Raw genomic sequence first — 23,473 nt, 5'->3', positions numbered from 1 at the left:
TTTTAAGCTACAATTAACATCATATTTAACACTCTGAAAAACAAACGAATAAAATTTTATAATACGACATATTTTGTCGCATTAGCGCAGTAATTTTGTTTTCAAAAACACAAATTATATGATAGATTAAATCATCCTCAGCCGTTCTTCCTCGAGGTCGAGCTGATAGAGCTGATGACGGATAATTTCTTCATTGACGGAAATATCTTTATTCAGTTCTGAAAGAAACTGTCTCTGGCTTTCCAGCATTTCAAAAAAGATATCTTTGGTCTTTTCATTCATCCATTCGGTATTATTGGTCTGTATTTTTTCTTCCCATTGTTTCAGCATTCTTTCCAATCCTGCATGGCTGTTCAGTTCAGTTTCATGCTTGGCTTTAAGAAAATGGTAGACATGCTGCTTTAGTTTATATTTTATTTCTTCCCTTGTCTTTTTATCTTTTTCTTCATCTGTGAAATCATCAAATACATGTCCATATTTTATAAAGTAAGGCAAAGTAAGTCCCTGTACGAGTAAGGTAAGCAAGATTACCACGAAAGTAATGAACAGGATAAGGTTTCTGTTGGGAAAAGGAAGTCCGTTTTCAAGGGTAATCGGAATGGCCAGGGCAGCAGCCAGTGAGACAACACCTCTCATTCCTGTCCATCCAAGCATCAAAGGCATCAGGAGACGTCTTCTTGCAGAAGAAGCACGGGGAGCAACACTTGGCCGGAAAATCAATGTAGCCAGCATGGCGGCATAAGAACTTATGATTCTGGCGGCAATCAGAATACCGGTCACCAACACTCCATATTGGATAGCAATTCTCAAAGGAATTCCTTCTGACCGCAGCCCTCCAACAATTTCAGGAAGCTCGAGCCCTATTATTAAGAATACGATGCCATTCAGAATAAATACGAAGCTTTCCCATACGCTATACCCCATGATACGGCTGGTACTGTTTAGAAATATCATTCGTTTTCCAGACATATACAACCCACCACAAACTACAGCTAAAACTCCGGAACAGTGAAACTGCTCTGCGACCCAATACATCAGATACGGTTCAATAAGGGTCAGGGCAATATCAGAAGCAGCTTCTGTAGGAAGCCGTTTGTGAGCCTGTACAAAAATCCATGCAAGTACTAACCCGATTCCTGCGCCTCCGATTACCATCCATAAAAAATCCAGAGAAGCTTCCTGCCATACGAACTGTCCGGTTCCTACAGCAATCAGAGCAAAACGGAATATAATAAGAGAGGAAGCGTCATTCAACAGACTCTCTCCTTCCAGAATCGCAGATGTAGTGGATGGTATTTTTACAAATTTCATAATGGCTCCTGTACTCACAGCATCTGGTGGAGACACAATACCTCCCAGCAAAAACCCGAGAGCAAGTGTAAATCCGGGAATAAAATAATTCGCTATCACCGCTACTGCCAGCGCTGTAAAAAAGACCACTAAAAAAGCAAAGCTTCCGATAATACGCCACCATCTTTTCATTTCTTTAAAGGAAATTGACCATGCAGCCTCAAACAAAAGAGGAGGCAAAAAGATAAAAAAGATAAGATCCGGATTGATCTTTACCACCGGAAGACCTGGCACAAAACTAACAAGCAGTCCGAATACAACGAGTAAAACAGGATAAGCAATTTTTAATTTTGTAGCCCACATATTGAGCAGCACAATAGCCACAATCATGGCCAATAAAAAAGGTAGGATGGTATGCATTGATATTGTGTTTTATCCGTCATATTTACTACTTCTATTTGATTTTTAAAAATTTAAAAACAATTTTTTCTTATTTTTTTGTGTACGGATGAATTTATCTCCTTCTAAATCTTTTTACTTTATGTTTTTCACCTCAGGTTGAATACTTATAGAATTTTAAATAAAACACGTCAAGTTTCGTCGCATCCGCGCTATACTTTTGTTCTACAAGAAAATAAGAAATATGGACAAAGTAACCTTAGAACGGATTCAGAAACTTCACCCGTTGGTAAGAGATGAAGTGAAGCAAATTATACAGGAATGTGATGAAGCACTTACCGGAAGAGCCAAAGTGCGGATCACTCAGGGATTAAGATCTTTTGAAGAGCAGGAAAAGCTTTATGCAATCGGAAGAATTACTTCAGGAAAAAAAGTAACCAATGCCAAGGCAGGGCAAAGCATTCACAACTATGGCCTTGCAGTAGATATCTGTCTTATGATTGACGGAAAAACAGCAAGCTGGGATACGGCAAAAGACTGGGATAATGACAACGTTGCAGACTGGTACGAATGTGTAAAAATCTTTGCCCGCCACGGCTGGGATTGGGGCGGAAACTGGAAAACATTTAAAGACCTTCCCCACTTTGAAAAAAAGACAATTCCCTCTAAAAAAGGACCTGTAAAAACCAGCTGGAGAACGCTTTTGAAGATGCCAAAAGACCAGCAGAATTACGTTATTTTTTAGTCTCATTTATTTGAAATTAAATATAATACGACACGTTCTGTCGCTTCCCCAGACTACCTTTGCTTTATAAGAAAACAACAAAAAAAGCAATGAAATCTAAGTATGGAATCTCCACAATTTTTAAAATATTAAACAGATTCTGTAGATGTAAGATTGCATGTGTCCTTTTAACAAACCATTAAAAATATCACATGAAAAAGACAACCATTCTTTCTTTGGACGGAGGTGGAATAAGGGGAATTGTAACCTGCATTATTCTGCGTTACATAGAAGAACAGCTCCAGTATTATGATAAGCCTTCCGCCAAGCTGGGAGATTATTTTGATCTGGTAGCTGGCAGCAGCACCGGAGGTCTGATTGCTTCTATTATTCTCTCTCCTGATGAAACCCGAAAAGCAAAATATTCTATTCAGAAAGGATTGGAATTATATGCTGAAAAGGGCGGCGACATCTTCCAGGTTTCCTTTTGGGAAAAACTGGTTAATCCATTCGGATTATTGAATGAAAAAATTTCCCAGGAAGCTCTGGAAAAAAATTTACATGATTTCTTTGGAAATTTAGAATTAAAAGAATTAATAAAACCCTGTTTGATAACAAGTTATGATATAGAAAACAGAAGAGCAAAGCTTTTCAACTCCTGGAAAGCCAACCTCAGCACAGACAATTTCTATGTAAGAGATATCTGCAGAGCGACTTCAGCAGCTCCTACGTATTTCAGTCCTGTTCAGATTAAATCAATGTATGGCCAGATTTTCAGTCTGATTGATGGCGGTATGTTTGCCAATAATCCCGCATTGTGTGCTTATGCAGAGGCCAGAAAGATTCCTTTTGCAGAAGTTTTAAAAAATCATCAGAAAGCTAACCGTCCCACGGTAAACGATATGATAATAGTTTCCATCGGAACAGGGATCGAAGCAAGGCCCTACTCTTTTAAAAGACTGGAAAAAGCAGGAAAAATTGGCTGGGTAAGCCCTATTGTTGACATTTTGATGTCTGCCAATGCGGAAACAGTAGATTACCAGCTGGAACAGATGTTTCAGACTCTGGGACTTAGAAATCAAAAAAATTATTATCGTCTGAATCCTTCACTGAAAAATGCTTCTCCCGCCATGGATAATGTAAGAAGATCCAATATTGAGAATCTGATACAGGCCGGACTGAGCTATATTGATGATAACCGAGAAACTTTGAACCAGATTGTTCAGAAACTCATCAAAAATAAAATATAAGCTTTTTGCCTTATAACTACCTTATATAAGTTATTAAGATTATATTTAAAAATTAAAAAATCTTTTTTAAACACGTCAAGTTTTGTCGTTTCGCTCCACTACCTTTGGAGTATCAAAAAGACACAGAACAACAATCTAAAAAAACTTTAAAAAGCCTTTGAATTCAACATTTCCCTATGCTGAACAGCCTGAAATATGTTCAAAAAATATAACCAACACCTTATCACACAAAACATGGAAACACCAGATCACAATACAGATATACTCATCGATGAAGATCTCTATACGATAGAATGGAGTGATATCGAAAATGCTGAGATGGATTATGAAAACTATCTCAACGACATTGAAAACTTCTTCAGAGAAGATTTTGAAAAAGGAATACCTGAAGAAGATATTTTTTAAATAAAATTAAAAAAACACGACAAGTTCTGACGCTGTCCGCCATTACCTTTAAATCTCTGTAATACACGCACAGCAATCTCATTAAACAACCCCGAACCCCTTTGAATTCACCATTCACAAAATGCTGGACAGCCAGAACTATGTCTGAAAATATAGCAAAAAGTGCATCCTCCACTAAAAAAGGGATACTACAATCAATTTATTAACCAACAAATCACACAAGTTTTATGAAAACAAAACAAGAACTCAAGCTCTATTTTGAAAATGGAGATATCCCAAAACAGGAAGATTTTTGGGAATGGCAGGACGCTTACTGGCATAAGGATGAGAAAATCGATATGGCAAAAATCGCAGGTCTGGAAAACGGATTACCACGTTTTAATGACTTTTATGCTGAGATCGATGAAAATGGAAATGCTTCCCTGGCTCATTTACAAGTCAAAAGAGTATTTATTAAAGCAGGAACACTATCCATTCCTGAAAGGTTTCTCCTTAATACAGGGATATCGGAAATATCAATTCCTGACAGCGTTACTACCATTGGAAAAGATGCCTTCGGCAATAACCTTATTAAGTCTGTACATCTTCCCGCTCAGGTTAAAACCATCTATGATTATGCATTTTCTAACAATCAAATCACAACATTATCCTTATCTGAAGGTCTCATAGAAATTAAAAATTCAGCTTTTAGCTATAACAAAATCAGCTCTTTGTCTATTCCCTCTACGGTTGCCATGATTGGTTCCAAAGCATTTAGCAATAATCCTGATTTATTGTATGTAAGGCTGGATAACTCAACCCAATATTACGCTGATGCTTTTGATGCCCAAACAACAGTTGTGGGTGGAAGTTTAATCATTGACATGTAAATAACATTATGAAAACAAAACAAGAATTAAAACTCTATTTCGAAAATGGAGATATCCCAAAACAGGAAGAATTCTGGGAATGGCAGGACGCTTACTGGCATAAGGATGAGAAAATTGACATGCGCAAGATTGCAGGTCTGGAGAATGGTACATTCAACATACTCTATGCTGAAATGGATGCTGATAAAAATGCTTCATTAGCCTTCTTTTCAAAAAGAAAAATTGTGATAAAAGAAGGAACACTCACTATTCCCAAAAATTTCGCCGCAGGTCTGCAGGTAACTGATGTAGAAATCCCCGACTCCGTAACAAGTATCCAGGAAAGCGCATTTAGTAACGGAGGCCTAACAACCCTTACAATTCCTCCAAAGGTAACCGAAATTCCCAATTGGGCTTTTTACAATAACAGATTGACGTCTTTATTTATTCCGGACAGCGTTATCAATATTGGAATACAGGCATTTACAGCCAATCAGCTGAAAGAAGTTCGCCTTCCTAAAGGAATAACAATGATCTCACAGGGAGCCTTCTCTGTCAATAAACTGACATCTGTTGAGATTCCCGATGGAGTAACAGAAATTAGATCGGATGCTTTTGTCAGTAATCAACTCACCTCAGTGACAATTCCGGCCAGTGTACTCAAAATTGAAAACAATGCTTTCAGAGTTAACCAGCTTACAAAAGTAACATTAGGCCCTGAAACGACCTATTTACCTTATTCTTTTGACAGCACAGTGGAAATCGTGGGAGGAAAACTCATCAATTAAAATTTTTAGAAAAATGAAAACAAAAGAAGAATTAAAAAAATATTTCGAAAACGGAGATATCCCGGTACAGGAAGAATTCTGGGAATGGCATGATTCATACTGGCACAAAGATGAAAAGATTCCTGCAGCTCAATTAGATTATGATCTGTCACAAAAAGCAGATGCAAATGCATCCAATATAAATCCGCAGAATGCTCAGCTTTGGAAAGAAAAAATTGAAACGCAGACAGCTATTCAGGCTCCGCAATTAAATGGAAATATCTTAACGGTATTTTATACAGGTGAGAATGGTGTCCAGCAAAGTAAATCGGTAGATTTAAGCAGTTTGGTAACCCGTGATATCAGTATTGAGAATGCTTCATATGATGCCTCTCAAAATATTATTACCATTACCCAGAATGATGGCTCTGCCTTTCAGATTAATCTTTCGGAATTCAGTATCACTCCCACCACCAATGCAGATGGAAGTGTTACATTGTCACAGGAAGGACAGGAAAAAGTTATCCTGAAAAAAGTAGCTGTAACAGGCAGTTATAATGACCTTTCTGACAAACCCACTTTTAGCGGGAATGATAATTTACAAAATGTCATCGACAGAGGTAACGGAACAACCAAACCTATTATTTTTCAGCCAAGCCAGGGCAGAGCAGGCGAAATCAATTTCAGTCCTACAACGTATTCCTTCTGGTTTGGAAATTTGAATACGGATCACACCGGAGCCTACGGATTGGGAATTGGTTATAATACATTATCAAAATTAACCACCGGAGCAAATAACGTAGCACTTGGTTCTTATGCTTTAAATGAAACCACTACGGGAAGATGGAATACCGCAACGGGTGTTTCAAGCGGAACTAAACTTACAACAGGTAATTTCAATGCTTTTTTCGGAACACAGGCGGGAACTGAAACAACAACAGGAAATGGAAATACGTATATCGGAGATGAGGCAGGAAACAAAAATATTGCCGGAACTAATAACACTGCGCTTGGGCTTGGAGCCGCTTATTCCTTAACTAATGGAACCCAGAATACCTTTTTAGGTGCTTTTGCGGGAAATATTCATGGAAAAGCGACAACTTCGGGTGCATGGGGATCGAATACTTTTGTTGGATATAATGCCGCCTCCACTACACATGCTATGGGGGTTTGGGGTGACAACAATGTTGTTATCGGCTGTAATGCCCCGTTAGGAGGTTCAACCTTCAACAAACTGGTGATTGAATCCAATCCGGTAGCAAGACGCCATGATTTTGTAACGCCTTTAATTGGTGGAGACTTTGCTGCAAGAACATTGGATTTTGATGCTGTGGTTTCTGCAAAAAGAACACCTTTAGCGGATAACACCTATACAAAAGTAGCGGTTCTGAACGCCGGTAATGTACTTGGATATAAAAACTTATCGGACTTTACTGATTTCATTTCATTAACAGGAACTGGGACGGGAGCTCCAGTGACAGGTAATATCCAGTTTACAGATGAAGACCCGGAAGAGAGAATCATTTACAGAACTAATGAACTTGATGGTGTAAAAAGTGCACTCGGTTTATTTCCTGAATCTGTAATGATGTTTTCAGGCAATTTAGATGGAACAAATGCCTCCAGTGTAGATGTAAGTAAAGAAAATGGTGTATTGGCAAGAGCTTATGGTGCAAAACTTAGTTTAAGTAATGCCGGAGCTTCTTTAACGAGCTTTACCGATCATTCTGACGGAAAAGGAATCATGGTAAGCAATTATCCAGATGAACCTGTTATGGTAGAGCATCAGGTATCAAATGCCAGAGGATTAAGTTCTAAAACTTATTTTGGAGACAATGCCCAGGAAAATGATTACATCCAGAAACAATATGCAGACAAACAGCATTCCTACAGCACCAAAGAAGAACTGACAGGCGGAAAATGGATTAACGGTAAGCCTGTTTATAAAAAGACCCTGTATCTGAATCAGATTCCGAGAACAGGTGAAATCGATTTGAGACCTGAATTCCCGGACCTTGAAACCATTATCTCCAATGAAATGTTTACAGAATGGGATGATCTTAAAGCTGCATTTGCAGGTAACCAATGGAGAACAAAAGCCTATATCACAATCGAAAGAGAAAGAGCCATTATTGAGCTGCTGAATGTAACTGATTACAATTATTCTCTTATCAATTCATTTACCCTAACCCTTGAATACACAAAAAAATAATCAACCATGTCAACAAATAATACATCAACAGTAAAATCAGCATTTACTGTCGGAAAATCCCTAATAGGAGAAGGAATTATTAACTACAAAGAAACAAACCCTATGAATACCAATAACGCATCACAATCACTTTTCAGATTTGTAAGTCTGAGAAACCCGCAATTAACAGAAATTAAAGACAAAAACTTAGGATTTATCCACAGACCTAAAGGAGTCACCGGTGTCTTTGATACAGCAGTCGTTGGAAGACCTGCCAAAACTTTAAAATTTACAGCTATGAAAAGGGCTGCCGGTGAGTTTAACAATTCCGGATTCGAAAGCGAGAAGAAAATCGAAGAAGGAGCATTTAAAGACCTTCTGATGATCGGAAGAAAGCTTTCTAAAAAAGAAACATTAGAAAGCGCTGACTGGACGTTCGTTACGGATTATTACAAAAGCCTTATTAATACCAACAGACAGCTGAACGCAGAAGGAATTGCTATATTTTCCCAGCTTTGGAATAATTATATTTATCAGATTGTTACCCAGGGAGATTTCTATATTAAAGAAGCCATCAGCCACATTTTAATGGCTATTCAGCTTGGCTTTGCCAGCAATCAGGACCTTACTGATCAGGAAATCATCAAAATTAATGGAGAAAAACCATTGGAGAAGGCAATGGATGGAAAAATTATACTTCCTACCATTCTATTTTCAGAGGATACGGAAACGGCATCTTTAGTTTCATCTGCAAACGCTGAAGGTTCCGAGCCTGCTTTGGCAGCAAGAACGGTTCAAAGATTAGAATCTGAAGCAAGAGCTTCTTTTGTATCCAGCAAAGCGATCCACAGAAAAGAATCTCTGAACACACTGAATTCCGAGCTGGAAAAACTTCAGAAAAAGTTCTATAAATCCAGATATCAGGCCTACCAGGACGAGTATTCCAAATATATGGCAGAAAACAAAGAGCGTTTGGAACTCTATGACAGAAAGCTGGCCGAAGTAGACAGTAAAATCACTCCGGACATGTCCGAAGAAGAAAAAGAACGTCTTTACAGCACTTTGAAAGAATATGAAGTTGCTCCTTTCGTATTTACGTACAAAAATGAAATCAATTTGGAAGATTTGCAGGCAAAGCTTTCTCCAGAATCTTTCGACCTTTTTGTAGAACTTTTCGGTGAATCTACAACCAGCTTAACTTCTGTGGCAGAAGATACAGACAGTCTTCAGATCCTTTCGCACGACACCTTAAGAATGGGTGCTCAGACCATTGTTCTTGATGATGAGATTGAAAGCTATGCTGATGCTTTATTTGTTGTAAGAAACAATATCTCTGCTTCCATGGAGACCGCACTTCAAAATAGTCCTCTTCCGGAACAACAGTATGCCAATATCGGCGGAGCTTCAATACCTCTTATTCAGAATACAGCCAGAACACCGATGGCATACAGCTTATATGCTCACAGTGCTTACGTAGTAGCAGGCAGCAGAGGATTTGTTAATTTTTCTTTTGAAGTTGAAGATGTTTCGTGGAGCGTTGCCAATGCTAAAATTACGGCTACAACAGATGCTGCCGGAACTTTCGAAGAAAATTACAGCAATATTTCTGTAGTTGATAATAAAATTACCTTACCTGCGGCTTTGGTAAACAGATTCAGAACCAGCTTTAGTTTCAAAATAGAAATTATTTTTGATAACGGAAGCCAGGCTTATGGAGAGATTGCCACACAATATCTGAAAGAAGACTTAAATCTTACCGGAATGCTGACTTTAAAACGTGCAGCAGTGGAAAACCCAGGAACACCTGAACCAGGTACAACCCAAAAACGTAAAAATTTCGGGATCAAAAGATTGGGCGTAGCAGATTATATGAAAGTCGTGCAAAGTGTTCATGCTTATGTTCCGGGAGAGGTTTCCAATATTGAGAACGTTATGGCAAGCGAACTGAGACATAAGTCTTCCGTTTCCAGAGAGTACTCTGAAATTACAGATACAACTTCCAAATCTCAGGAAACAGAGAAGATGTCAGACACTTCCAAAACTTCCAGAACGGATATGCAGACCGAAGTTGCGAAAGAAATTGAAAAGCAGCAGAGTATTTCTGCCTACACAAGATTCAGCTATGGAAATGACAGTGCCATGAAGTTTGAAATCGGAGCAGATTATGCCAATAACTCAGCACAGCACGACAGTACAAGACAAGCCGTAATGAAATCTCAGGAAATTACAGAAAGAGCAATGGAAAGAGTTCTTACTAAAATTTCAGAAGAAAGAGTTCAGAAAATCATCAAGGAATATACGGAAACCAATGTTCATGAATATGATAACAGAGGAAAGGTAACCAACACTGATAATGCTGAAGCTGCACAGCCTAAACACATTACCGGAGTTTACAGATGGATCGACAAGAAAATGAAAAACCAGATCTACAACTATGGTAAGCGTACGATGTTTGAATTTATGGTTCCTGAACCTTCAAGATTACACCGTCTGGCTCTTACTGTTGCCAAAGCTCAGGTACTTAAAGCTCCTGTAGATCCAAGAAAAGCACCGGAACCATGGTTAATGGCAGATCCAAAATCTGCAACGATTGTACAGATCCAGCATTGGGCTCAGGAATACGGAGTAACTTTAGAGGCATTCCCGGAAGCAACCAAACAAGTAATTCATACTGCTTCCAGCGTTCCTCAGACAAATGATGATTTTGGAATTGACTATACACAGTTTACCATCCCGGACAATTATGCCGGAAAAAATGCAAGCTTTGCCTGCAGATCAACCAGAAACAGAGGTGGTGGATGGTCAGGGTCACGTTATTCTGAAGTGATGTTCTCTAACTTAAAAGGAGATATGATTGGCCGTTCTGAACGTGGTGGAGACCTTAATTTTGACGATGGGTCATCTGGTTTCAATATCACAGGTAATGTATCTTTCCAGGTGAAGGGCCACAACGTAAGAAGTTATACCATCAAAGTTGTTGTGAACTGTGAGCTGAGCGATGCCTTTATCAACAAGTGGAAAACAGACAGTTTTAATGATATTATTAAAGCCTATGAAGCTGCTTATGCCAAATTCCAGGAAGATCAGGCAAGGCTGGATGCAGAGCAAAAAGAAAAAGAAGCTCAGCTTAAAGAAAGACAGGATACTTTCTACCGCTATATGGAACATGATGTCTTAAAGCACAACTGTATCGCTTATTTATTACAGGATTACCTTTATACATTAGGTCAGGAAACAACCAACGGTGCTGATGAGAAAACAACCATGGATAATTTCCAGGTATACCTGAATGAAAATCTGGACAGATATACAGCCCTTGCCAAGTTCATGGAGCAGGCATTTGAATGGGAAATCATGGATTATACCTTCTATCCTTACTATTGGGCCAACCGTAAGAGCTGGCAGGAATTCTATATCAGCGAAAGTATGGACCCATTGTTCAGAAGTTTCCTGCAGGCAGGTATGGCAAGGATTATCGTTACCGTAAAACCAGGTTTCGAAGCAGCTGTTCAGTTCTTCCTTGAAACAGGATTGATCTGGAATGGCGGTTCTGTTCCGGTAATCGGAGATCCAATGTACATGAGTATCGTGGACGAAATGAGACAGCCAACCGGAGAGCCTCAGGGTAAATACTGGATTACCAGAATCCCTACTACCCTAACGATCCTTCAGGATAAATCTACAGGACTTCCGGTAAATCAGCCATTACCGATTTTCCCTGAAAATGCCCCTGAGAATTGTGAAAACCCATCAGAACTGGAGTTTGAAACAAGTTTCAGATTAGATGAAGATGCACAGTTACAGCATGGAGAAAAAGACACCAGCACTTTAGGCTAATATTTATTCAACAAAATGGCGGTTAATCCGCCATTTTATTTCTCATAACATTAAAAACTAAAAAGATGAGCACAATAAAAGCATTAAAAGTTCCAAAAATACAGGATATTTCCTCTCCATCTCAAATCATAAAAGCAATTCCTCCGCTAGGGCTACCCCCAAAAAAAACTGGTAAATATTCAGAAGATTTTTATGGATTAGAAAGAAATGAAAAAATTGATTTTTCTAAGATAGTTAAATACTTGAAGACTGGCACAGAAAAACCTTTAGACTGGACTAACTTTATTGCCCCAACAAAAATAATTAATGAAAGTGTTGTAATTGGTACAGATGGTGTGGTTGATGTAAAGAGAAAAGTTAATGAGACAATTCCTTTTTCTTATATCAACTCTTATAAACAGAAAATTACAACATCGATTAGCTGTGGTATCAATAGAAAAATAGATAATATTGACAGTACAATATCAATATCTTTTCAAATTGACAGCAACCAAGAACAAATTAAGTGTAAGGCAGCATACTTTTATAAAAATACAGAACATTATCGGAATTCTGTACAGTCAACAACTTCAGAAAATGCATTTAGCATTAATGATAAATATGTTGGCATTATGTTTTTCAGTGAAAACATTACGGATATATATTACTTAATCAAAGAGATCCAAGGAGATACCCCTGAATGGTTTCAACAATTAATTAACAACAAATATATTCCATTAATTGAAAGGACTACAGATATTAAACAACTTATTTGGTTATATGAAAACGCCCCTGATTTCACATTATCCAGCTTAAAACCTGAAGTCTTATGGAAAAACATTTGTTCTTTTTACAGCTATGATGTAAACGGTTTTTTCAGCTTTGTAAGAGATGCCAGTCCTGCGTTAATGAAAGCATTATTTGCATTTAACACTCCTCAACGAATCTCATTTTTGATGCAACAATTCAATAAAAACCAAAGTTTTGTAGTTAACCTCTATCATGCTTTGGATGATGAGATAGCTTTTATGGGCCAGGAGGTTCCTTGTAGAATGGCCTTTATAAGTATCATTAATTCATTCTCTCATATCGCAAAAGATAATTTCACTTTTACTAATCATCTTTTTTCAGTTGGAAAAAAATCTTTTGTAAGTCTGGAAAAAATAGAGTCCAATCTAAAAGAGGATAAAAACAAATACTATGTTCAACAAAAATATATTACAGACGAACAATTAATAGATACCGGAAGTGTTATCATGGATATTGGTAGTAATACCATTACAACAAGAGCAATAAAACTAAATCCACTTGATATTGTTATTGTTATAGAAGAAGAAACTCAAAGTCTCTTATTTGTACCTGCATTGTTTCTCTATGATAAACAGCATCAGAAAAACATGGAAGGACTGGCCAGTGCAATCAGAATTGGAATAAACATGCTGGCGATTGCATTAGCTGTAGAAACCCTTGGAACAAGTTTATTAGCTGCTGAAGGAGCCAGCTCTATTACATTTTGGGGAATGTTAGTAGCTGTAGACGGAGCCATCGCCTTAGGAGATTTGGGAATTCAATTAGCCAAAGATAACCTAACGAAAGAATTTCTGGATATATGGGAGAAAATTTATAAAACAGCAGGTTATGCAACAGCTACAACAGCCGTAGTACAACAATTATACAAAATAGGGGGAAAGATATTAGCCGAAGAAACCAGAGCAGAAGTAAAGAATTTTGTAATGAGCTGCATGGTAAAAGTAATGCTTGAAAGAGAAATTTCTAACTTTACCAAAAATACATTTAAGGTACTCCTGACAAACAAGGAATTAATAGATGCAACAAGAGGTCTTGTAAACGAAGCTAAATCAAAAATGCTAAATAAATATGGCATGTTCCTTATAGAAGGACAGTTCAAGACTCAAAGAATTGTAAAAAATAAGGTTGTAGAAGAAGTTAATAACGAGATTGCTATAGTATATAAAGGTGAAATAATTACAAGAGCTCAAAAATCCGAGTTTTATAAAGAGGCCAACAAGCTGTTGAAGCACCTTAATAACCCAAAGGAATTTATTAAAGCAGCTGAAGAACTTCTTACATATGGTAAAATATATCCTACAAGTAATTTAAAAGATTTACTTACTGAAGCAGAAGCTTATAATAAATATGGGGATTGGGGTAGAAGCCTCGTAGAAAAGGTGAATATAGATGCTGCCAAAATTCTTTCTACTTTCGATGCTGGTGTTATTTTCGAAAAAACAATGATAAGTGGTTTCATTTATGTAAAAAATGGAATAAGGTATATTTCAACTGAAACCAATTTTTTGAAAGCAGAAATAGGAAAAGGAAAAGGTGAAGTATATAAAAACTTCATTGATAATATCCACCCTACTCTTAAAATAAGGTTGGAAAAGCATATTGCCCGTTTAAAAATGAAAGGGGTTCCTGCTGAAGAAATTGACATATTAAGGGCTGGTGCAATGGGGTCTCATGGAGAGATCAGAGCATTAGATAGGCTGTTAACTACTATTGATCCTGAAGGAAAACTGGGAGAAGCAGTCTTTCATGATATTATCGGATACAACAGATATTTAAGAATTGCCGATAAATTACAACCTCCATGTGTCCATTGTTATTATTTAACCTCAGGAATTAGATTCATGGGATTTTAATAAATTTGTTTAATACATTAATCGAATAATCATGGCATTAAAAATAAAAGAAAGCGAGTTAACATGTAACCGTTTAGACGGCGGAGGAGTTCCTATATATTATCACAATGGCAGCCCTTTTACAGGTATTGTTTTACGATACTATGACACTGGCGAGCTTTTTTGCGAAGAGGAATATAAAGATGGCTATCAGGAAGGATGGTTCAGATCTTATCATAAAAACGGTAAAAAATACACAGAATACAAAGCCCATAACAACGTAGAATACGACGGCACTTATAAAAAATGGGATGAAAATGGTAATTTGACGGCATCCTTCTAATAAAAATAGAATAAATAAAAAATAAAACACGACACGTTTTGTCGCATGAACCGCATATATTTGTCTTATAAAACTTTACCATGAATGCAGCGTTGCTGCACCCTAAAAAATAGAGAAATGAAGAAAGATTTTTATCTGACAAGATATGCCTTAATTATTAAAAGATTAGAAAGTTCTCCGGCTACCTATTCCCAGCTGGAGGACTATCTTTTAAACTCTTTTGAATTCCAGGATGCGGGAATCAAGAGCTACTCTATCCGTACCCTGCAGAGGGATATCCGGGAGATTTCCGATCTTTTTAACCTCTCTATTCACAACAAAAAAAAGGGTGACAACCGGTATTATATCGAGAGCCGCCCGATTATGGAAGTAGATGAATACAATCAAAAACTTCTTGAATCTTTCCAGGTAAGCAACGCCCTGAATCTTCATCCGGACTTTTCAGATTTTATCTTTTTTGAAAGCCGCAAACCAACCGGTGTGGAACATTTTTATGACCTGTTCTTTGCGATCAGAAATAAAAGAGTTGTGAGTTTTGAACACTACAATTACAAGAACAAACTGATGACCTCCAGAAAAGTGCATCCTTTGGCTTTAAAAGAATCTAAAGACCGATGGTATCTTATTGCTATTGATACCAAAGACAAAGTTTTAAAATCATTCGGGCTTGACAGGATCAATTATCTTGATGTGGCTAAAAATCAGTTCAGGGAAAAATACAAATACAACTTCAGAGAGCACTTTAAAAATGCATTCGGAGTGATGAACCTGACAGAACAGAATCCGCAGAACATTGTATTGAAATGCAGCCGCCATCAGGGAGAGTACATCAGAAGTTTCCCACTTCATCAGTCACAGAAAGAAACCAAAGAAACGCCGGAAGAGATCTATTTTGAGTTCTTCCTCCACCCTACTTATGATTTCATGCAGGAAATTCTTTCTTACGGAAAAGAAGTAACCGTTCTGGAACCGAAAACCTTAGTTGAAGATATCCGCAATCATTTACAGGAATCTTTGAACCGTTATCTTGAAAGCTGATCATCAGGAATATATTTCATATTTTTTGTTATATTTACATAAATATACCATTATTGAAAACTTTATTCATTGGCATCAGCTGCTTTATCTCTTCCTTTTTTCTCGCACAGCAGAAAGAAGAGTTCAGGCTTGTAAAGAGTTATTATAACCAGCACAGAAATATGCTGAATAAAGAGTTCAAAAAGAAATTTGATGCAGAATCCAATACGGTAAAAAAAGCTGCGATAAAGGGAGACTTCCTTTTCTTCATGAAAAAAATGGATAGCATTGAAAACAATGCTCTGATCGGAGCTTTATTAAAAGTCAGGAATCTGGAGGACCTTCAAACCATCAAAAATCCCAGGCTCACCTCATCTGAAAAGTTTGCAGATGCTGAAAAGATTGCGGATTATCCAGGTGGAATTAATTCTTTGAGACAGGAAGTTGCCAATCTTTTGTATGTTGATGGGGTATATTCTAAAGAGAAGATGATAAAAACGGATGTTGACTTTATTGTTGAGAAAGATGGAACAGTCAGTAATGTCCGTGCACAGGGAGACAATTTCACCTTTAACAGACAGGCAGAAATTGCTTTATATTCGCTGACGGAAAAATTTTCCCCTGCAATGATAAAAGGTGATCCTACGATTTACCGCTTTAAACTTCCTTTAACCTTAACGATAACAGATTAATGTTTACCGACGAATATTACATGAAAATGGCGCTGCAGGAGGCAGAGGCCGCTTTAGAAAAAGATGAGGTTCCTATAGGATGTGTGGTAGTCTCCAACAACAGAATCATTGCAAGAGCCCACAATCTCACTGAAACATTAAATGACGTGACCGCTCATGCTGAAATGCAGGCCATCACCTCTGCTGCCAACTTCCTGGGAGGAAAATACCTGAAAGACTGTACGCTTTACGTAACGATGGAACCGTGTGTCATGTGTTCAGGAGCTCTTTCCTGGTCTCAGATCTCGAAAGTAGTGATTGGAGCACGTGATGAACAGAGAGGTTTTATCAATAAACATCTTTCTCTCCACCCTAAAACAGAAGTTATTATAGGAATCATGGAAGTGGAATGCTCTTCTATTGTTAAAGAATTTTTTAAAAGTAAAAGATAATTAAAAACAAAAGCCGGAGGATAGTGACATTCTTTGGCTTTCAATTTTATAATAGTAAGACGATCTGTTCAGTCTTTTAAGATACAATATCTCACAAGATCAAAATATTCTCCGTCTTTTTTCACTTCTTTTATCAGAACAGCCTCCTGCTCCATTCCTACTTTCTCCATAATTCTTCCCGAAGCCGGATTGTGAGGAAAATGAGTAGCAAAGATTTTATTCAGCTTCAATTCATTAAAGCCAAAATCTATTATTGCTTTTGCTGCCTCGGTTACATACCCTTTGTCCCAGTGAGGAATTCCTATCCAGTAGCCAAGTTCAGCTTTATCATCATCTCTGTCATGCAGCCCGATAGCTCCTATGATTTGCCCCTCTTTATTACGGATAGCAAACGTATACCCTGTATTATTTTTAAAAGCTTCGTTTGACATTTTCACCCAGGATCTGGCATCATTTTCCACATATGGATAAGGAATATTGGAAGTAAGATCAGAAAAAATCCTATGCTGAAGAAGTTCAACGATAAAAGGAATATCCTTTTCTTCCAGCTGTGAAAGGATCAGTCTTTCGGTTTGTAGTACGGGAAATTTTTCCATTATGTTAATAGTAAGATTGAGGTACTAAAGTATCAGCTGGATCCAACCTCAACCTTAATCATCTAAATTTATAAATCTTTTCCGAGGAAATACAGACCTTTCAACGTATGGAGCCTGTCCATCACATGGATCTTATCCGTAAGGGGTTTGTAAACATGGGAAACACCTCCCGTTGCTACTACGAAACAATCGTCATTTACTTCCTCGTTGATACGGCTGACAAAGCCTTCTACCATACCGAGAAAACCATATACCATACCACTTTGCATACAGGTTACCGTATCCAGTCCCAAAACAGATTTTGGTTTCTTCAGTTCGATATCCGGAAGCTGTGCGGTCTGGTTAATCAGTGAATTCAGAGAAGTTACAATTCCCGGAGCGATAATTACTCCTAAAGTCTCCCCTGTTTCTGCTACACAGCTTGCCGTAAGTGCTGTTCCGAAATCTATGACAATCTTCTTTCTGTTTGGGTACAAATTGTGTGCAGCCACCAGGTTTGCATAGATATCGGTTCCCATCTGCTTGGATTTAGCCTGCACTCCGGAAGGTGTATTTCTGTCAACAATCACAGGATTTGTTCCATGAATTTTTTTGATCCCGGAGCTCATTACTTTGGTAAGCTGAGGTACTACGGATCCGATAATTACCTTATCAATCTCTTTCGGATCAATTTTATAGGTTTGATAGAGCATCAGCATCTGTACATAAAGTTCATCTGCTGTTCTGTAAGGTTTTGTATTGATGACCCAAGAAATATCACAATTATCGCCATTGAAAAGACCGAATCTGATATTGCTGTTTCCTACGTTTATTACAATTGAATTCATTGATATATTTTTCAGAAGAAATTCATTATATAAATTGAAATCCTGCTTATTTTTGAGGCACTAAATTTAATAATTTTAAAAAAAAGAACCTGTCATTATCCAACTAAATTACAATGGCTCACTTATTTTTTCTTTCCTGAGAACAAATCACTATATTTAGTAACACAATATAATTATTCTGACTATCTCATGAAAAAACTGATCCTCGGTACTTTACTATGCTTCAGCGTCTCCATTTTTGCGCAATCCGGCAATTCAATGGCAAGCATTTTACAAAAAATAAAGAGTCAGTCGAAAATTGATACTCAGGATAAAACAGTTTATGATCTGATGGATGAGTTTTATCAAAAAAATCTTCAGGCTGACAATGATGAAATGACTCCCGAATTTACCCACAAGCTTAAAAAAGCCGTTTCCGATCCGAATACCAAAAATATACACCTGCTTTATCTTTTTCTGATGTATCAGCAGCATATCAGCCAGGCCGTAGCAGAAGGAAAGAGTCCTAATCCTGTGTTTCAGATAGAAACAATGAATCTTCTGGAAAGCGAAACAAAAGAAGTATATGGAAAACTCCCGGCAATCATTTACATTTTTAAAGCAGAGGCTTTAGATAGCGGCTCAAAAAAAGAAGAAGCGAAAATGACGGTCGCAAGCGGTTTAAAAGAATATCCGGATTCTGTTCCTTTAAAGGTTTACAGTTATCTAAATACCAAAGAGGAAACTTTGAGGAAAGATCTTATCCAAAATCATCCCCATCACTGGATGGTACAGCAATTTGGAATACAATAATAAAAAAATCCACAGACTCATCTGTGGATTTGCTTTATATATGTTAATTGTTATTTCACTTCAACAAAATTATTTTCCATATTCACATCTGCAATTCTCTGGCTGAAATCGATTCCCAGGACAGACAATTGGGATTTTGTGTAAGGAATAGTAAGGGTATATTCTTTCTGAGTCCATGGCCAGTAAGGCATTGTTTTAAACTCACCATAAATATCCTTTTCTTTCCATGTATGGGTCATATTCATCGGAATCTGATAGGTAACGACTTTCTTATCGGTCGTCATCACACCAAAATCAATCGGCATCGGAACCTGGCCATTATTAACCAGGGTAATGGTGGTAGATTTCGCATCATACTTTACATCCTTAATTCCGTAATCGATAGTTTTTGTCGTATTGATCCAGTAATTATGGAACCATTTCAGATCCATCCCTGAAACTTTCTGTGCAATGTGAAGGAAATCCCTGTCTGAAGGATGCTTCATACTCCACAGGTCATAATATTGCTTTAAGGTTTCGGCAAGATTCTGCTCTCCCATAATATATCCAAGCTGCACCAGATACAACTCTCCTTTGACATAGGATGCATAGGTATAAGATGTACCGTTATCATGATGGTCACCTAACCAAACGGCAGGTTCTTCAATTCCTTTTTTAACGAAGTTTCTGTAGGCATCCAATCTTTCAACAAAAGGATTCGGAAGATCTTCAGGGAATAACTGATACATGGTATAGCCTTCCGCATAGCTTGTAAAACCTTCATCCATCCACGGACGTACAGATTCGTTAGTGGCAAGCATCTGCTGATACCATGAGTGAGCTCCCTCATGAGCCATTAATCCCATCAAATCTTTAACACTTTTAGCTTCCCCTAAAATCATAGTACACATCCCGTATTCCATTCCGCCGTCTCCTCCCTGGATAAATGCATAGGTAGGATATACATATTTCCCGAAGTGAGCATTCATGATCTGGAAATATTTCGTGATATAAGGCTGAGATTCACCCCATGCTTTCGTTTTATCATTTTTCTGATACACCAGGTATACTTTCGGGCCTTCCGGAACATTGAAGCTTTCTACAGAATAATCTCTGTCTGCACTCCATGCGAAATCAAGGATATTTTTTGCGGTCCATTTCCAGACCACTTTTTTGTCTTTTTCTGTTTTTATTTTGGCATTGGCATCGTAGCCTTTTACTTCTGTTGGATTTTCCAGAATTCCTCCTGCTCCTACGACATAATCTTTGTTGATTTTAATGGTAACATCAAAATCGGAGAAAGGTGCATGAAATTCTCTTCCCAGATAATCGAAAGTGGCCCAGCCATCATAATCGTATTCAGCAATTTTCGGATACCACTGCGTCATGGTCATGTCTACTCCTTCTCTGTTGTTTCTTCCGCTTCTTCTGATCTGCATAGGAATCACAGCATCCCAATCCATTGTAAAGGTAGTCGTAGAATTAGGTTTGATAGGTTCTGCCAGATACACTTTCATAATGGTTTCCTGAACTTCAAACTTAAGGTCTTTCCCGTTTTGCTTAATCCAGTGGATATTCTGAGCTCCTTCCTGATCTTTTGGAATGGAAGCGAGTCTTGAAATACCATCTTTCTGCAGTCTCCCGTCCCCATTTTTTCCCTGGGAAGCCACTCTCTGATCCATCATGGAATTAGGTTTGAAAGCATTCCAGTATAAGTGGAAATAAACCACATTCAGCTCATCGGGTGAATTATTGGTGTATTCTAAAGTTTGTTTTCCCTGATAGGTAAATTTTTCAGCATTGACATCAATATCCATCTTGTACTTCGCAGCCTGCTGATAATAAGCTCCTTGCTGAGCCTGAAATTGTGAAATGATAAACGCAAAAATGATTGCAGCCGATTTTCTCATTTAAAATTTTATTTTTTCTAAAGGTAGGTAATTTATATAAGAACCTCAAATAGGAGTTATCCCGAGGTTTTATTCTGTTTATTATGGTTTTAGATGGATATTAATCTGAATTGTTAAATTCTTTTTTGAGCTTTCTTTCAATAATCCGATTTACAGTTTTTAAAAGTTGCTTCTCCTATTTTCATATGTTTTTAATATTTTTTTGATTAAAGTAATCTGTCCCAGATGATAATAGCTGTGTTCAATCATTCCATCGATATTTCTTCGGTAAGTTCCATATTTTTCATCAACGAAAACCTCATCCAGTTGGGAATCCGGCATCTGTTCCAATAATGTGGCAAACTTTTCAGAATCCGTCCAGAGTTTACTCAGCAAGTCTTCCCATTGTTGCTGAGATTCTATGGGAGGAAGATCAAAACTGAATTTGTCTTTAATCTCAAGAGCTCCTCCTTCAAAGACATTGATAATACCTGCAATATAATAATCGATGTGAAAAGTAAGCATCGCAATGGTATTCAAAGTATCTACTTTTGTTACCGCCTGTTCCCAGGTCACCTCTGAAAGCTGATCTTTAAAATTGGTATTGGCGATCCAGAAACCATCCAGCAAAACTTCTCTGAATCTTTTGGCGAGTTGTGAAACTGAACTCATGAATATATATTTATGTTTCCTAAAGATAGGTTTTTATTTAAACACAAATTTCACCAATGAAAACCACTATTTTAAACACAATAAAATAGTGCAATTTGTGAAATAAATTCGTGATATTTGTGTTTAACTAATTACAAAAAAACCTCAAATACAAAAGTATCTGAGGTTGATATTATAATGATTGAATTACAATTATTTTTTAGCCGAAGCTTCTTTCTTACCGCTTCTTAAAATCTTTTCAAGGATTCTTAAAGTGATCAGATACGTTGGTTTTACTCCTGTAAGACCCAGGCCTCCTGAAGACAGTGTGCTTCCCGTTTCCAACGGATTATCCGATGCATAATAAGCATACATGACAAACAAATCCGGTGAAATATGGTGTCTGATCTTGGATGCTACCTGAATAGCTTTCTGGTAGTGTGCTCCTTCCATTTCAAGACCAATAGCTTTCCATGAAGTATTCATAAAATAGGAAAGGATATCTTTATTCTGGAGAGAGGTTCCCAGCACCGTAATCATTGGTCCTTCAAAAGCTTTTAATTCATCATCTTTAAAATCTTCCAGTTTTAAGGCATTTTCAAAAGGATAGTTATCTGCAGTTCCTTCGAAAATATGAGAAGTAGGGATCATGATATCACCTTTCGCTCCGGTAAGAATACCTGCTTTACCCATGATGGAAACGGATTTTACATGCATCATGTATACTTCTCCTTTATGTTCAAAAGGTCTCAGCAATTCGTCCATTACTTCGAAAGCCTGCTCTCCGAAGGCATAGTCAAAAACCATTACTACATCATCACTTGAGAACTTGATGTCTGCAAATGGTGTATTTTTCAGATCTGTTTTGCTGAGGTCTATAATCTGAACGTCAATATTACTTCCACTCTTGTCAGCAATATGAATCATCCCTTCCTCCAAAGCATATTTTAAAACTTTATCACGAAGTTCTTTCTTATTGGAGATCTCTTCGTACAGTTTATAATCTACCTCGTGGTGCTGCTTCTTTTTAAGGGCATTATTGGCATACAGCATATTTTTCACCGAGTGCATATTGGCTGAAATAATGTGTAAAGGACGCATATGAAGATTGTTTTCAAATAAAACTTCCTTCACTTTGTTTGCCCATTTTTCTCCAAAATAATGGTGCCCTACTCTTTCTTTCAATATAGAACTGAAATGAATTTCTCTTTCTCTGCTACCTTTTGCATCATCAAGACTTACTTTTCCTAAGTTGTAAATGATTTTGAACAGACGGTCAGGATTATGATCGTCACCAAAAGTATTATAAGCTCTTAAAGTTTCATCAAAAGATCTTCCTATTAAAGAAGAAAGATGAATAAGTGCCACTTCTTTTTCTTTTCTGCTGAATTTCTTTTCTCCCTTCACTACTTCTTCAATAATTTTGAAGGCACGTGTCGGTTTCCAGTTTTCATCCTGGATGAATGCCAGATTACGGATTTTATCAGCTTCTATAAACAGGAAGGTAAGGTGGGTAAGAATGTCATAAATTTCAGAACGGCCCAAAAGAACCTCAATATTCATCTGGTGTTCGTCTATTCTATAACAGTTTCTTCTTCTTTTCTTGGGAACAATAGGTTCGAAACTTCCTTTATCAAACCCTTCATCAGATGTAAGATGAATAAAAGCACATTCTTCAATTCCTTCCGGAAGTCTGTCCAGTACATACATCAAACCGTCCAATTCCAATTTGCTCGGAATATTCATGGTTCCATAAATTTCCGGATTGATGGTCTTTAACAAACTTCTGATACTTTCTCCTGAAACTCCGCCCGGCTTGAAAAATCCTCTATAAAATAAGTGTCTCATAGAGATGTATAGTCTTTCAATAGCCTCTGTTGTTTCTCTTGCTCTAGAATTTGTCATAAAATAAATTTCACACAAA

19 protein-coding genes are annotated in these 23,473 nt (G+C 37.4%); 13 read left to right on the top strand and 6 right to left on the bottom strand.

Annotated elements, in window-relative coordinates:
- Positions 1–126: 126 nt before the first annotated feature.
- Positions 127–1,710 (bottom strand): Na+/H+ antiporter, encoded by a 1,584-nt coding sequence (locus ACLI50_RS15480; RefSeq protein ID WP_411414165.1) that lies wholly within the window; start codon positions 1,708–1,710, stop codon positions 127–129.
- A 223-nt stretch (positions 1,711–1,933) separates the two neighbouring features.
- Here ACLI50_RS15480 and ACLI50_RS15475 point away from each other — a divergent pair, with 223 nt between their 5' ends.
- From ACLI50_RS15475 to ACLI50_RS15420, 12 genes are all read left to right on the top strand, one after another.
- Positions 1,934–2,434 (top strand): M15 family metallopeptidase, encoded by a 501-nt coding sequence (locus ACLI50_RS15475; RefSeq protein WP_110008332.1) that lies wholly within the window; start codon positions 1,934–1,936, stop codon positions 2,432–2,434.
- Positions 2,435–2,625: 191 nt separating this feature from the next.
- Positions 2,626–3,663, top strand: a complete 1,038-nt coding sequence (locus ACLI50_RS15470) for a patatin-like phospholipase family protein (protein WP_137904442.1) — start codon at positions 2,626–2,628, stop codon at positions 3,661–3,663.
- Positions 3,664–3,897: 234 nt separating this feature from the next.
- The gene (locus tag ACLI50_RS15465) at positions 3,898–4,068 is read left to right on the top strand and encodes a hypothetical protein (RefSeq protein ID WP_167497887.1); all 171 of its coding nucleotides are present in this window, start codon (positions 3,898–3,900) and stop codon (positions 4,066–4,068) included.
- Between the two features lie 227 nt (positions 4,069–4,295).
- Positions 4,296–4,937, top strand: a complete 642-nt coding sequence (locus ACLI50_RS15460; RefSeq protein ID WP_343640824.1) for a leucine-rich repeat domain-containing protein — start codon at positions 4,296–4,298, stop codon at positions 4,935–4,937.
- A gap of 8 nt (positions 4,938–4,945) precedes the next feature.
- Positions 4,946–5,704: a leucine-rich repeat domain-containing protein gene (locus tag ACLI50_RS15455; RefSeq protein WP_411414164.1), complete on the top strand. Its 759-nt coding sequence runs from the start codon at positions 4,946–4,948 to the stop codon at positions 5,702–5,704.
- A gap of 13 nt (positions 5,705–5,717) precedes the next feature.
- Positions 5,718–7,895, top strand: a complete 2,178-nt coding sequence (locus tag ACLI50_RS15450; protein WP_411414163.1) for a hypothetical protein — start codon at positions 5,718–5,720, stop codon at positions 7,893–7,895.
- A 6-nt stretch (positions 7,896–7,901) separates the two neighbouring features.
- Positions 7,902–11,711 (top strand): hypothetical protein, encoded by a 3,810-nt coding sequence (locus ACLI50_RS15445; protein WP_411414162.1) that lies wholly within the window; start codon positions 7,902–7,904, stop codon positions 11,709–11,711.
- Between the two features lie 65 nt (positions 11,712–11,776).
- The gene (locus ACLI50_RS15440; RefSeq protein ID WP_411414161.1) at positions 11,777–14,353 is read left to right on the top strand and encodes a hypothetical protein; all 2,577 of its coding nucleotides are present in this window, start codon (positions 11,777–11,779) and stop codon (positions 14,351–14,353) included.
- 31 nt (positions 14,354–14,384) lie between these two features.
- Positions 14,385–14,675, top strand: coding sequence for a toxin-antitoxin system YwqK family antitoxin (locus ACLI50_RS15435; RefSeq protein WP_034691694.1), 291 nt, complete (start codon positions 14,385–14,387; stop codon positions 14,673–14,675).
- Between the two features lie 117 nt (positions 14,676–14,792).
- Positions 14,793–15,713, top strand: a complete 921-nt coding sequence (locus tag ACLI50_RS15430; protein ID WP_411414160.1) for a helix-turn-helix transcriptional regulator — start codon at positions 14,793–14,795, stop codon at positions 15,711–15,713.
- Positions 15,714–15,766: 53 nt separating this feature from the next.
- A complete protein-coding gene (locus tag ACLI50_RS15425) occupies positions 15,767–16,384 on the top strand; it encodes a hypothetical protein (RefSeq protein ID WP_395972201.1) in 618 nt (205 codons plus the stop codon).
- The gene (locus ACLI50_RS15420; RefSeq protein WP_411414159.1) at positions 16,384–16,815 is read left to right on the top strand and encodes a nucleoside deaminase; all 432 of its coding nucleotides are present in this window, start codon (positions 16,384–16,386) and stop codon (positions 16,813–16,815) included. Before ACLI50_RS15425 ends, ACLI50_RS15420 begins: the two co-directional genes overlap by 1 nt.
- A gap of 68 nt (positions 16,816–16,883) precedes the next feature.
- On the opposite strand, the gene ACLI50_RS15415 is transcribed toward ACLI50_RS15420, so the two are convergent.
- Together ACLI50_RS15415 and ACLI50_RS15410 are read right to left on the bottom strand one after the other, a co-directional pair.
- Positions 16,884–17,411 (bottom strand): GNAT family N-acetyltransferase, encoded by a 528-nt coding sequence (locus ACLI50_RS15415; RefSeq protein ID WP_411414158.1) that lies wholly within the window; start codon positions 17,409–17,411, stop codon positions 16,884–16,886.
- Positions 17,412–17,479: 68 nt separating this feature from the next.
- Positions 17,480–18,238: a type III pantothenate kinase gene (locus ACLI50_RS15410; RefSeq protein WP_110009141.1), complete on the bottom strand. Its 759-nt coding sequence runs from the start codon at positions 18,236–18,238 to the stop codon at positions 17,480–17,482.
- A 189-nt stretch (positions 18,239–18,427) separates the two neighbouring features.
- Here ACLI50_RS15410 and ACLI50_RS15405 point away from each other — a divergent pair, with 189 nt between their 5' ends.
- Positions 18,428–19,030, top strand: a complete 603-nt coding sequence (locus tag ACLI50_RS15405; protein WP_343640843.1) for a hypothetical protein — start codon at positions 18,428–18,430, stop codon at positions 19,028–19,030.
- 50 nt (positions 19,031–19,080) lie between these two features.
- On the opposite strand, the gene ACLI50_RS15400 is transcribed toward ACLI50_RS15405, so the two are convergent.
- From ACLI50_RS15400 to ACLI50_RS15390, 3 genes are all read right to left on the bottom strand, one after another.
- Positions 19,081–20,919: a M1 family metallopeptidase gene (locus ACLI50_RS15400; protein WP_202841865.1), complete on the bottom strand. Its 1,839-nt coding sequence runs from the start codon at positions 20,917–20,919 to the stop codon at positions 19,081–19,083.
- A gap of 159 nt (positions 20,920–21,078) precedes the next feature.
- A complete protein-coding gene (locus ACLI50_RS15395; protein WP_202841867.1) occupies positions 21,079–21,570 on the bottom strand; it encodes a DinB family protein in 492 nt (163 codons plus the stop codon).
- Between the two features lie 192 nt (positions 21,571–21,762).
- Positions 21,763–23,454 carry a DUF6909 family protein gene (locus ACLI50_RS15390; RefSeq protein ID WP_202841869.1) on the bottom strand — a complete coding sequence of 564 codons (1,692 nt, stop codon included), beginning with the start codon at positions 23,452–23,454 and terminating at the stop codon, positions 21,763–21,765.
- Positions 23,455–23,473 lie beyond the last annotated feature (19 nt).

Origin of the sequence: Chryseobacterium cupriresistens, from assembly GCF_046614675.1 — a bacterium.
GTDB classification, from domain to species: Bacteria; Bacteroidota; Bacteroidia; order Flavobacteriales; family Weeksellaceae; genus Chryseobacterium; species Chryseobacterium cupriresistens.
Note: the sequence above shows the minus strand (reverse complement) of the source record. Positions and strands in the feature narration are given on the sequence as shown.